General features: G+C 72.5%; 8 protein-coding genes and 1 tRNA gene. 2 read left to right on the plus strand and 7 right to left on the minus strand.

All coding sequences use genetic code 11. The annotated features are described in order from the left end of the window. From OG737_RS11985 to OG737_RS11995, 3 genes are all read right to left on the minus strand, one after another. The gene (locus OG737_RS11985) at positions 1 to 1011 is read right to left on the minus strand and encodes a hypothetical protein (protein ID WP_405679745.1); all 1011 of its coding nucleotides are present in this window, start codon (positions 1009 to 1011) and stop codon (positions 1 to 3) included. A gap of 4 nt (positions 1012 to 1015) precedes the next feature. Next, positions 1016 to 3565 carry a lantibiotic dehydratase gene (locus OG737_RS11990; protein WP_405679744.1) on the minus strand — a complete coding sequence of 850 codons (2550 nt, stop codon included), beginning with the start codon at positions 3563 to 3565 and terminating at the stop codon, positions 1016 to 1018. A gap of 113 nt (positions 3566 to 3678) precedes the next feature. After that, complete coding sequence (locus OG737_RS11995) at positions 3679 to 3831, minus strand: thiazolylpeptide-type bacteriocin (RefSeq protein WP_328926178.1); 153 nt, start codon at positions 3829 to 3831, stop codon at positions 3679 to 3681. Between the two features lie 738 nt (positions 3832 to 4569). Here OG737_RS11995 and OG737_RS12000 point away from each other — a divergent pair. Continuing rightward, positions 4570 to 4642, plus strand: a tRNA-Arg gene (locus tag OG737_RS12000). A gap of 76 nt (positions 4643 to 4718) precedes the next feature. Here the strand turns inward: OG737_RS12000 and OG737_RS12005 are convergent. The 4 genes from OG737_RS12005 to OG737_RS12020 all read right to left on the minus strand — a co-directional run bounded on the left by OG737_RS12005 (position 4719) and on the right by OG737_RS12020 (position 11452). Next, on the minus strand, positions 4719 to 5987 hold the full coding sequence (locus tag OG737_RS12005) for an ATP-binding protein (RefSeq protein WP_405679742.1): 1269 nt from the start codon (positions 5985 to 5987) through the stop codon (positions 4719 to 4721). Between the two features lie 219 nt (positions 5988 to 6206). Then, on the minus strand, positions 6207 to 6407 hold the full coding sequence (locus OG737_RS12010) for a hypothetical protein (protein WP_328926180.1): 201 nt from the start codon (positions 6405 to 6407) through the stop codon (positions 6207 to 6209). Positions 6408 to 6518: 111 nt separating this feature from the next. Beyond that, positions 6519 to 8381: an MFS transporter gene (locus OG737_RS12015; protein ID WP_405679741.1), complete on the minus strand. Its 1863-nt coding sequence runs from the start codon at positions 8379 to 8381 to the stop codon at positions 6519 to 6521. A gap of 131 nt (positions 8382 to 8512) precedes the next feature. Beyond that, positions 8513 to 11452, minus strand: coding sequence for a hypothetical protein (locus OG737_RS12020; protein WP_405922416.1), 2940 nt, complete (start codon positions 11450 to 11452; stop codon positions 8513 to 8515). 172 nt (positions 11453 to 11624) lie between these two features. On the opposite strand from OG737_RS12020, the gene OG737_RS12025 reads away from it, so the two are divergent. Then, positions 11625 to 12359 carry a GPP34 family phosphoprotein gene (locus tag OG737_RS12025; RefSeq protein WP_328926181.1) on the plus strand — a complete coding sequence of 245 codons (735 nt, stop codon included), beginning with the start codon at positions 11625 to 11627 and terminating at the stop codon, positions 12357 to 12359. Positions 12360 to 12533 lie beyond the last annotated feature (174 nt).

The raw sequence follows: 12533 nt of genomic DNA on the forward strand, positions 1-12533 counted from the left end.
TCAGGCGGGCCTCACTTTGAGTCGGTCCTGCCAGGGCTCGCCGAGCCGAACGTCTATGGCGTTGGCCAGGCTGTGGCAGTACAGGTAGCGGTTGAGCGGTGTGACGCCGAGCCATTGCAGGGCTTCGTACAGCCAGTTCACGACGGCTCTGAAGGCCGTGAAGGCGGCCGGCGCGTTCTGTCCGAAACCGCCTTCGGCGAGCTGTCGGTGGAAGGCGCTCGGCGCGCTGCCCGTGTCCGGGGCGCGGCCCCCCGCGACGAGCACGTCGAGATCCGGGCGCAGAGCGGGGTCGCTCAGCTGCCGGCAGGCGGCCACGCACGCGGCGTGCCCCGGCAGCTGCTCCGGCCGGTGCAGCGCGATGTCCACCAGCCGGTCGGTCTGCGGACGGTGGCGTTCGGCGGCGGTGGTGAAGCGGACCCGCAACTCCTCGCCGTCCGGGCGGGAGGCGAGGAACGCCTCTGCGTGGGAGTGGAACGAGAGAGAACCGAACCGTGCTCCGCCCGGGTAGGCCGCCGCCACGGCCGCCATCCATTGCAGGGCGAGTCCGGGCGCGCGGGACCGGGCCGTCGCCGCGTCCTCGGTCAGCCCCTCGGGGAGCAGGAGGGCGAGCTCGGTGAGGAACCGGTGCCGTGCCGCCTCCACCGGGCCGGGGGCGACGGGGTCGGTGGAGACGGCCACGGCCGCGTGCGGATACGGCAGGGCGTGCCGGACCTCGGTGCCCTCGGACGCCGCCAGCGAGCGGACGCGAGGCCGGTACTCCGCGGCGGACCAGGCGTCTCCCGTCCCGGCCGCCGCCGCGAGCCGCTCCCGCACGGTCGCGAGAGCCGCGGCGGACGGCGATCCGTACCCCAGGTGCAGGGCGAGGTGGGGGCCGCCGTCCCAGTGCCGGGTGGGGAAGCACACGGGGACGGCGGTGTCCGCCGCGAAGTCCGCCACGAGTGGCAGCACGCCGCCGGTGAGCAGGGGGAAGGGGTCCCCCCGGTAGTCATGGACGCGCACGGTGGTCAGCACGCCGTCATCCCCTCCCCGGTGTCTGTGGTGCGTCGGCATCGGCGTCGGCGTTCGCCGCGTCGAACTCGTAGACCGCCTCGCGGACGGACCTGCCGGCGACCGGCTCGGGCAGGCACTCCTCCAGGAACGGGTGGGTGAAGTCGGCCGCGTCCTTGGCGAACGAGCCGAGTCCCAGCGCGCCGGCCGTGTCGACGAAACGGGGCTTGGGCTGCGGAGCCGGGCGCGCCGTGACGTCCGGTACGAGCGCTTCGCCTCGCTGCCACGGCGGCAGCTGTTTGACGAAGAACCGTGCGGGAACTCCGTGTTCGGCCAGGGTCCGCACCAGGCGGTGCAGGTCGTCGGCCGAGCCCCGGTGCGCATCGGTCAGTACGGAGGCGTCCGGCAGGTACCAGCGTCGCCGCTGGAGCACGAGGTTCCCGTAGCGCAGGCGGGGGACGGCGAGGACACCGTCGGCGCCGGGCCGGACCGTATCGCGGTACACGTGGTCATACGAACAGCTGAGCAACCCGCCGCCCTGGAGCCACAGTGCGATCCGGCTGGGCGCGGGCAGCAGGTCCCACCGGGTGGAGGTGACGGTCACCGGGTGCAGAGCGCGCGGCATCTCCCAGGAGAGCCGGCCGGGAGGCCCGTCGTCGACCAGGAACGTCCGTGCCCAGTCCGCCGGACCCATGACGTCGTCGAGGAGCTGCGGATGGCAGCCGGTGTTGAATCCGTGGGCGGACCGGTCCTCGGCCGCTCCGGGGCCGAGGAGCCGGCGCAGGCGCAGCTTCAGCAGATCTGTGGCGTCGCCACCCGCGGCGGCGTCAAGGTGGAGGAAGCGTGCCGCGGTGGCGCCGAGCCCGCCGAAGATGCTGTTGGCCACCCAGTCGCCCGCCGCGTGCTGGGCCATCAACGCGTAGGAGGTGCTGTCCTGGTGCAGCCACGCGGGGAGGGCCGCGGCCCATGTCCGTACGGACTCCTCCCCGATGACGGCTTCCGTGCCGTCTCCGGCTGCGGCCGCCGAGGCCAGCAACGCGGCCAGGTCCGCCAGGATCCGGTGCCGGAACCGCCACAGCTCGTCCATGGAGGCTTGGATCTCCGGGTCCGGAAGCCGCCCCCCGGCCGCCGCCGAGGTGGCGAGCCGGGCGGCCTCGTCCGCGAGGCCCTCCGCGTCTTCCAGCAGCCGGGCCCTGCCTCCCCGTACGCGCAGCGCGGCCTGCAGGGCCAGCCGGAGATCGGCTTTGAGGTCGAAGGCGGCGAGCACGGGCAGCAGATCCGCCGCGGCGCGCAGCACGGTCGTGGGACGCGGGGTGGCGGGCAGGTCGGCGACGGCGTCCTCGTAGACCCGCAGCGGCAAGGTGTCGGGGTGCGGCAGCCGTTCGGCCGCCGCACGCAGGCGTCCCATCAGCCCGGGCCGGGACTCCGCGTCGTCGGTGGCCAGGAGGCCGGTCAGCTCGGTGATGTCCCGCAGCGTGGGCCGAAGACCGCCGTCCTGCCGCCCGCCGTCCTGCCGCCCGCCGTCCTGCGTTCCGTCGTCTTCGGGCAGCGCGTCGAGGCACGCCTGGAGGAAGCGCGGGTCCTGGTCGTCCACGGGGAGCGCGGGGGCGAGCAGGCCGGCTTTGAGGGCGGCGCGCATCACCTGCAGAGCCCGGCTGACGGAGCAGTCGAGCGCCGAGGCGAGCGAGTCGGCCAGCGTCTCCCAGGGGTGCACGCCGAAGCGGCAGGCGGCGATCAGTTCGCCCAGCTCGCGGCTGCGGCGCAGGGTCACCTTCCGCGGCCGGGGCGGCCGACCCGTGATGGCCATGAAGGCCGTCTCGGACGCGGCCGCGGGCAGCAGCGGAGCGAGCCGTACGTGCCCCGCCGTACCCGGATCGGGTTCGAGAGCGGACAGCAGCGCACCGCGCTGCACATCGACGGCGCGCAGGATGCCGGATGGCGGGGCGGCCTCCCAGCTCGCAACATCGGTCGGCGTGGCGTCGGAAGCGGCGAGGGCGGACATCGCGACGACGGTGAAGACGGAGCGCGGACTGGTGCGGGTCATGCTCCGCAGGGCGTAGGCGGTGATACGGGGCTCCGACTTGCGGTCGGCCCGGTCCGCCGTGCCCGCTCCCGCCGCGTAGCGGCGTACCGCGTGCCCCAGGTCAGGGCTCACCAGCTCGACCGATGACGACAGGGTCGGCCATGCGCACACGGTGCTCAAGGCGAAGCGCTCATGGAGCAGTTCGCCCTCGCGTTCGCGTGTCACGGCGGCCAGGAGGTCCCGATAGGCGGCGGCTGCCGCGTGCCAGCGGCGCACTGCCGGTTCGCAGTGGGCCTCGGCGGCGCGCGTATCGGGCAGTGGCGTCATCGGCTTTTCGCGGATCCTGCGCCGCAGCCGTACGTACTCGGGGCGGCCGCCATCCTGCCCTGCGGCGGACTTCAGTTCGTCGTCCGCTGCACGGGCCGCCCCGAGTGCCTGCACGGCCGTGGTGAGCAGTCGGTCCCACGAGGCGGCGGCCCGGGGCCGCACCAGCGGGGTGTACGGAAGTGGATTGACCCGCGTGGTGGCTGTTTCGGCCACGACGAATCGCCTCATGCAGGCGGTCCCCCTCTTTCTTGCCGCGGCCGCTCGTGCCGGCCGGTCTTGCCTGTCCCCGTGATCGGGAGGTGTTGCCGAGGACCATGGACGCGGCCCTCGGCAACGGCTGATCAGCTGCTGCTGCTGCAGCAGGAACAGCTGGCCCGGCAGCACGAGGCTCCGTCGGATGCCCCCATCACCGGCAGGCCGGTGGTGTCGGGTACGTCCTCCACGGAGATCTCCTCGAGCGAGAACTCCTCGAACTCGATGTCGAGTGTGTTCATGGCACCTCCCCTTCATCGACTGTCCGGGCACGCCTGCGTCAGTCGGCACACCCGTCAGTAGCGAACATTCGTTCGCTTCCGTTGATCATGCCAGTCACCAATCGCCCCCTCTTGGCCGGAATCGGACATTCCCGATTGGTCAATACACGCAGGAGACCTGCTCCAGACGGGGGTCTCGATTTCTTCGCACGGCAAAAATGTCCACAGCACTGGAGGAACGTCCACATATGCGAGTCTGGCTTGATATAGCCCTGGAGGAATCGCCAAGATCGACCGGCCCCCGAGGGTGGGCCGACGCGGCGGCGGAGGCCGGCCCCAGCCGCCACCAGCGGCAGCATGACCGGAGCACCCCCCTCATCCCCCAACTGGGAGAGCTCGCCGATACGTTCGCCGACCCGTCTCGCCCACGCCGTGCGTCAGGACCTTCCCCCTCCCGAAGCGCGCCGCTCCTTGAGCAACCCCCAGCGGCACCAGCCCATCGCCGACGACAAACGACCAGAACCCCCAGGTCACAGCCCTGCCGTCAGTACAGCCCCACTCCCACGGCAATCCATGCGACCAGTCCCAGCACGATCCGCTAGGCTGTCGGTGGTCAGTCGGCTACTGCGCGCGTGTTGGCGAAAGTGTCCGCCCGGGCACCCCACCCGACACCTGCACCTGCCAGCTGACCAGGGCGTTTGATGCGCCGGGGAGGGCGGACCCCACTGGGGTTTCCCTCACGGTTTCCGTCAAGCCCCCGCCTTCGTAGCTCAGGGGATAGAGCACGGCTCTCCTAAAGCCGGTGTCGCAGGTTCGAATCCTGCCGAGGGCACAGACCGAGGACCCCCAGCCGATTTCGGCCGGGGGTCCTCGTCGTCGTGGCCCAACAGGCGGGCCCGGTGCGGGAGTTACTCCGCGCCTTCGGTGGCCGGCGGTGCGGGGAGGGCGAGGCGGGCCTCGGCGCCCCCCCGAGCGGGGTTGCGGAAGGCGAGGGTGGCGCCCAGGGCGCGGGCCTGGCCCGCGGCGATGGTCAGGCCCAGGCCGTGGCCCTTGTTCATGCCCTCCGTACGGAACCGCTGCGGGCCGGCGGTCAGGAGGTACTCCGGGTAGCCCGGGCCCGCGTCCGTCACGGTCAGGGTCCGGCCGTCCACCGTGACCGTGACCGGGGCCGCGCCGTGCTTGTGGGCGTTGGCGATGAGGTTGCCCAGGATCCGCTCCAGGCGGCGCCGGTCCGTCTCCACCCGGAGGGACGAGACCACCTCCAGGGCCGTGTCCGCGCCCGAGGCGCGGATCGTACGGGCCGCCAGGTCGGCCAGGTCGTACGAGTCGAGGTCCACGCGCTCCGTGCCCGTGTCCAGCCGGGAGATCTCCAGCAGGTCCTCGGTGAGCGCGCGCATGGCCCGTACGCGGTCCCGTACGAGCTCGGCCGGGCGGCCCGGCGGCAGGAGCTCGGCGGCCGCGTTCAGGCCGGTCAGGGGGGTGCGGAGCTCGTGGGCGACGTCCGCCGTGAACCGCCGCTCGGCTTCCAGCTTGCACTGGAGCGAGGAGGCCATCGTGTCCAAGGCCCGGGAGACGGCCGCCACCTCGTCCTTGTTCCGCGGGCTGTCGCCGACCCGCGCGTCCAGGTCGCCCGCGCTGATCCGGCGGGCGACCTGCGCGGTCAGGTGCAGCCGCCGGGTGATCCGGGTGACGCCGAGCGCGCCGATCAGGAGGGTGCCGCCGATGGCGAGCACCGAGGAGCCGAGGATGGCCCGGTCCAGTTCGGCGATGGTCCGCTCGGCGGCGGTGAAGTCGACGGAGACGGCTATGGCGCTGTCGTGGTCGGCCGGGGCCGCCGCCCACATGGCGGACCGGCCGCGGTGTTCGCCGATGGCCGTGCCGCGCTTGCCGCTGATCGCCAGCCGGCGCAGTTCCGCGGGCAGACCGACCGGGTCTATGCCCTCGCCCCGCGCCATGCGCGCGCCGGCCTCGTACGACGCGACGGTCCGCTCCAGCTTGGCGAGCGCCTTCTCGCGCGCCGTGCCGACGGTCTGGTGCGTCATGGCGTTGTGCACGAGGCCGCCGAGCAGGGCCGCGAGGCCGCAGCACATGAAGGTGATGAAGAGGGTGGCCTTCCAGGTCAGTGTGGAGGTCCAGGCGGGCAGCCGGAGGCTGATCGTGCGCTGGGTCTCGTTCATGATCCTGCGGACCCGTCCGTCCTCAGTTGTCCGGCGCCGGGCTCCCCGGCCAGCCCACCGTAATCGGCCTGCCTGAGCGGGCATCAGGCGGCCTCCGGTCGAGATCACGCCAGATCAGGCCAGATCGCGGCGGATCGCGGCGCGGCGAGGGCGCCGCGCAGGACGCACGAAGCCCTCCCGGCAGTAGCCGGAAGGGCTGTCCGAGTAGTTACGAGAAGGTCAGCTCAGGCCTCTGCTGCGCTCGCCGATGCGGTCACCCTGCGGAGTCCCGGACCGCTTCAGGGCCGCCTTCGTGTGCGCCCCGCCCTTCACCTTGCTCCGCAGCAGGCCGTCGAAGCCGTGGCCCGCCGGACGCGGCGGCCGATCCGGCTCCGGGGCCTGGAAAGCCTCTCGGAAGTCCTGCTTCTGCTCTTTGCTCATCCCGTCGTCAACTCCCTCGGGAAGCACCCAATCGGACTACTGGGATCGTAAGCAGATATACGGGACAACGCACCCGGACCGGACGCAAAGTTTTCCGGATCGCCCCGTGGATCAAGGACGGGGCGGAGCGGGCCGCTCCGGCGGCCCCAGCACGCCGTAGACCAGCTCCTCCGGGCACGGCGTGCCACGCGGCAGCTGGTACTTCGCCGCCACCCGGTACTCCCCCGGCGCCGGCGCGAGCAGCTCCGTCCACACGTCGCCGGACTCGTCCGGCGCGGCCTTGAACAGGCATCCGGCCGTGTTCGCGTACTCCTTCGCAGCGGCCGTCTTCGCCTTCGACGCGAAGGTCTCCTCCGGCGGCGCCACCGGCTTGCCCGCCGCGTCCACCAGCCCCAGCCAGGGCGAGTGCGGGATGCGCACCAGCACCCGCCCGGGCTGCTTCACGTCGATGACGAGCCGGTCGGCGCCCGCCCGCACCACCGTCGCCGGCCCGGACACCAGATCCGTCGGCTCGTGCACCTTGAACAGCTGCCAGTTCGCGTCGCCCCACACCTGCTGGAGGTACGGGAGCCCGCCACGCACCAGCTTCGCCTCGTCCTCGCCGCCCGAATCGGGTTTGTCGGCGGGCAGCACCACGTAGTGCACGGCCCAGCGTCCCAGCCAGGCCCGGTAGCTGTCGGCGGTGAGGGTGTCGTCGTAGAAGAGCGGGTTCCGCTCCAGGTCGGCCTGCCGGTTCCAGCCGCGCGCGAGGTTCACGTACGAGGGGAAGGCGGAGGACTCTCGGTGGCTGCTGGCCGGGACCACCTCGACCCGGCCCCGGTCGGCGCCCGCCTTCTGCAGCTGGTCGACGAGCGGGGCCAGCTCACGGTTCCAGGCGGCCACCGGGGTGGTGCGGACGATGTCCGTGATGCTGTTGGTGGTGATCCAGATGTTCAGCCCGGCGAAGGCCAGCAGCACCGCGTACCAGTGCCGCGAGCGCCGGACCGGGTACGGGAGCGCCGCGAGCAGCACGGCCCCGCCGAACAGCATGACCAGCCGGGTCACGTTCGAGCCGACCTGGGAGTCGATCTGCCAGGTCAGGTAGACGCCGAAGGTGTAGACGGCCGAGGCGATCCGGACCGTCTTCCAGCGCTTGGGGACGAGGAAGAGGACCGCCAGGGCGAACACGAACGGCGGCGCGGCCGAGCCCAGCTTCATCGGCTGCGTCCCGGAGAAGGGGAACAGCCAGGCCGACAGCCCGACCACGGCCATCGGGGCCAGCCCCAGCGCGTACGCGCCCGGGCGCCGCCCGCTCAGGAACAGCGCGGCCGCGATCACCCCGAGGAAGAGCCCGGCGACCGGGCTGGCGGCGGTCGCGAGCCCGGCCAGCGGAGCCGCGACGGCCGCCTTGGCCCAGCGCCGCTCCGCCCATTTGCGGGGCCAGCAGAAGACGGCGGCGACCGCGCCGAGCGCGAACATCACGCCGAGGCCGAAGGTGACGCGGCCCGACAGGGCGTTGCAGAGCAGCCCGTACACCCCGGCCAGGGCGGGCCACAGGGGCTCGCGCACGGCCCCGCGGCAGCGGGTCAGGACCAGGGCGAGCAGCCCGGCCGAGACGGTACCCGCGATCATCATCGTGGTCCGGACACCGAGCATGTGCATGAGGTACGGCGAGACCACGCTGTACGAGACGGGGTGCATGCCGCCGTACCAGGCGAGGTTGTACGCCGAGTCGGGGTGGCGGCCGACGAACTCCGCCCAGGCGTCCTGCGCGGCGAGATCGCCGCCGCTGTTGGCGAAGCTGAAGAACCAGACGACGTGCAGCACCCCGGCGAGCAGCGTCGACACCGCGACCGGGTGACGGCGGACCCGGTCGAGGACCCGGCGGGGTATGCCGCCGGGCGCGGCGGGAGCGGGCAGCGCGGTGTCGCCCTCGCCGCCGGCGGCCGACAAAACGGCTGCCCGCGGGCGTCCCTGCTGCTCAGCGGTGGTCACTGCCGCACTCCCCAACACGTGGATCGACACATGGCTCCACACCCGCGGACACGTCCCGGGTCCCGGGACGTGAGACGTGCTCCGGCGTCCCGGGGTTGCCCGGGACGCCGGATCCACGCTCCCACCTGCTGTCAGCCGACGCGCGTCAGCTTGCTGCCGATGCCCGGCGCGGCGAGGTCGCTCTGCAGGGCCACCGGCACCTTCACCTGGCTCGCGCCCTCGCCGACGGTCAGTACGCCGATCTCGGTGCCGGCCGTGGCGGTCTGCGGGATCTTGCTGCCTCCGTCGGCGAGCTTCACGTCCACGGTGAGGCCGGCCCAGCCGACCGCCTGGACGTCGGCGGTGGCGACGACCGGGGTCCGGCCGCCGAGGCCGTCGTCCACGTAGCCGACCACCTCGCCCTTCTTCACGACGGGCGCGCCGTCGAGGGACTTCTGGGTGGCGATCATCAGCTGCCTGCTCGCGGCGACGACGCTGTCGATGATCGGCGGCTTGTGCTGACCGAGGACGGCTCCGACGATCAGCTGGTTGGTCTTGCCGACCTTCTTCTGGGCGGCGAAGAGGAGGTTTCCGCCGGCCTTGGTCGTCGTACCGGTCTTGATGCCGAGTGAGTCGTTGGCCGGGACGAGGCCGTTCCAGTTCCGCCAGGACTTGCCCGACGGGTCGGTCCAGTTGGGCTTCTTCGTGATCTCGAGCAGCGTCTCGATCTCCACCAGCTTCAGGCCCAGCTTGACCTGGTCCTCGGCGGTGCTCACCGTGGTCGCGTCCAGGCCCGAGGGGTCCGTGTACGTGGTGTTCTTCATGCCGAGTTCCTTGGCGGTGTCGTTCATCTTCTTGACGAACGCCTCCTGGGAACCGGAGTCCCAGCGCGCCAGCAGCCGCGCGATGTTGTTGGCCGACGGGATCATGAGGGCGGCGATCGCGTCGTACTCCGAGATCTTCTCGCCCTCCTTGACCGTGTCGAGGGTGGACTCGTTGTCGGTCGAGTTGTTCTTCTTGCCCTCGGTCTCGGCGGTCTTGTCGATGTCGATCAAGGCGCCCTGCTCACCCTTCTTGATGGGGTGGTCGCGCAGGATGATGTACGCCGTCATCGACTTGGTGACGCTCGCGATCGGCACCGGCTTCTGCTCGCCGGACTGGCCGAGCGTGCCGAGGCCGGCGGCGGCCATGTAGGCCTGGCCCTCACTGGGCCAGGGCAGGTCGGGCTTGGAGCCGCCGAAGGTGTACTGGGACTTCGCGGTCATCACGAGCTTCGGCTGGGGCAGGGGGCGCACCAGCTGCACGACGGCCAGGATGATCGCGAGGAGCACGACGAGCGGGAAGTAGATCTTGAACCGCCGGATCGCGGTGCGGAGCGGGCTCGGCGGCGGGGGCGGGTTGTTCGTGAGGTCCGCCAGCATGTCGAGCGGCGGCCTGGGGGGCAGGGGCTGCTGGGTGGTCCGCTCCGCGCGGTCCATCGCGGGCGCGGACGGGGAGCCGGACGCGGGGCCGGACGCGGGCGCCGGGACCTTCGGGGCCGGGGCCTTCGGGGCCGGGGCCTTCGGGGCGGGCGCCTTCGCGGCCGGAGCCTCCGGAGCAGGGGCCTTCGCGGCCGGGGCCCCCTGAGCCGGGGTCTTCGGAGCCGGGGTCTTCGCGGCCGGGGTCTTCGGAGCCGGGGTCTCGGCCGGCTTCGGCTTCGGCTGCTGCCCGGGCTCGTCGGTCCGCAGCGGCACGAAGGTGCTGGCCTTCGGCGCCGCCGCGGCGGAGTCGGCAGCGGCGGGCTTCACGGCCCGGAAGACGGCGGTGCGCTCGCTGTCGGCCGACTCGTCGGCGGGGGCGGCCGTCGGCTCGGCCGGACCGGAATCGGCGGCCGGCTTCGGCTTCACCGCACGGAACACGGCGGTGCGCTCGCTGTCGGCGGAATCCGCGTCGGAATCCACCTTCGGAATCCGGAACACCCCGGTCCGCTCACGCGGAGCGGGCTCCTTGACGGACTCGCCCTCGGAAGCGGAATCGGAGGCGGAGGCGGAAGCCGAAGCGGAATCAGCCTTCGGCTTCACGGCCCGGAAGACGGCGGTGCGCTCGCTGTCGGCCGGCTCCTCGGCAGGAGCAGACTTCGGGGCCGCCGAACCGGCATCGCCGGACCCGTTGCCCGGGGTCTCCTTCGAACCGGCCGGAGCGGAATCGGCAGCGGCCGACTTCGCGACCCGGAAGACGGCGGTGCGCTCGCTGCCGGCCGGCTCCTCGGCAGGAGCAGACTTCGGGGCCGCCGAACCGGCATCGCCGGACCGGTCGCCCGGGGTCTCCTTCGAACCGGCCGGAGCGGAATCGGCAGCGGCCGACTTCGCGACCCGGAAGACGGCGGTGCGCTCGCTGCCGGCCGACTCGTCGGCAGGGGCAGCCTTCGGCTCGGCCGAACCGGAATCCGCAGGCCGCTTGGCGGCAGCCGGCTTCGCGGCCCGGAAGACGGCCGTGCGCTCACCGTCGGCCGACCCGTCGGTCACGGCGGGCTTCTGCTCGGCCGAAGCGGAATCCGCGGGCCGGGCGGCAGGGGCCGCCTTCCGGGCCGGGGTCTCCTTCGGCGCAGCCGAATCAGAATCGGCCGGCTGCTCGACGGCGGCAGGCTTCTCGGCCGCCGGGGCAGCCTTCGGCTCCGCCGGAGCGGAATCGGCAGGCCGGTAGGCCGGGGCCGGCTTCGGCTCGGCCGGACCCGAAGCGGAATCAGCGGGCTTCGGTGCCGAACCCGAATCCGCCGTCTCGGCCTCGCCGTCGGCCTCGCCGTCACCATCCGAAGCCGAGGCCGACTCCGCCCGTACGGAGGACCCCGCGGAGTCGGGGTCCGGCGACGAACTCGCCGCCCCGCTCCCCCGTTCCGGGGCCCGGTCCTCCTCGGAGGCCTTCTCCTCGGACGTGGCGACCCACGCCGCCACCACGTCCCGCAGCGCATCCCGCTCAGCGGCGGGGGCCTCGGGATCCCGCGGCCTGAACACCGAAAGCCTCGGGTCACCCTCCGCGGAGGTCGACGCCGCCCCCGGCGTTCCTTCATCAACCGACTTGTCGGGGGACTCGCCCGCCACCAGTTCCTCCTCCATCGCCGCCACGTCCGGCTGTCCGAATGTCTAACAGTGTCCCGTCTAGGGGGCATCGCCCACGTGCTAGACGAGAACGACATAGCTGCGGGTTCCCCCACAAAGCGGCCACGCGCTCTCGACAGATGAATGTGAGAGGCGTCACCCTGTCACTCATCCACGCGGGGAGGCATGGATGGGCAGGAGCCGCAGAACAATTCCGGAGGAGCTTCTGTTGCTCGCTTTGGACCCGGCCACGGGTACCACGGCGCAGCCGCAGTCGCTCGACCTCGGCCTGGCCGGGGCACAGCTAGTGGAGCTGGCTCTGGCAGGACGGATAGCCCCTGACGGGGATCGTATCGCCGTGGTGATGCCACGGCCGACAGGAGATCCGACTCTGGACTCCGCACTGGAACTGCTGCGCAGGCGCGGCAGTCCGGTACGGGCCGTCCACTGGATCGGTGGACCCCGGCTGGGGCTCCGCCAGATTTACCTCGCCCACCTGGAGCGCTGCGGCATGGTCCACGCCGTCGCGGGACAGATGTGCGGGGTGCTGCCGACGACTCGCTACCAGGCGACGGACACGGCGATCAGCCGGGAGATCCGTGCCCGGCTCGACAGTGCGATCCGCACCGGCGTACCGCCGGACCCGCGGACCGCGGCGCTTGCCGCGCTGGCCCACGCGGTCGGACTCGGCAAGCACCTGTACCCCGGCAACGAGGGGCGGTCGTCCAGGTCCCGGCTGCGGGACCTGATCCGGCACGACCCGATGGGCGGACTCGTGGCGCATGCCGTGATGGACGTCCAGAACGGTGTGGCCGCACAGCCGCGCCGTGACCGCGCACCGGCACCGCCGGCCCGTGCCACGGCGAGCAGCGTCCCGCTGCAGCCGCGCCGGACCGGTGCGATGGCCCGCGCGGCCGCGCACTGATCCACCCGCTCCACCGCATTGCCATCGCCGTAACCGACGTCCGCGAAGACCCGGTTCGGGAGCCGCCAGCGCGCGGGGTGACGAGGCCATCACACGGGCCGCGTCGCCCCGCGCGTCTGTTTTCCCGGCCGTTCCCCAGCGGTGGCGCCCGCTTCGGTGGCAGTCTGCTCGACA

It is taken from the genome of Streptomyces sp. NBC_00122 (assembly GCF_045160845.1).
In the GTDB taxonomy this organism is placed as follows: Bacteria; Actinomycetota; Actinomycetes; order Streptomycetales; family Streptomycetaceae; genus Streptomyces.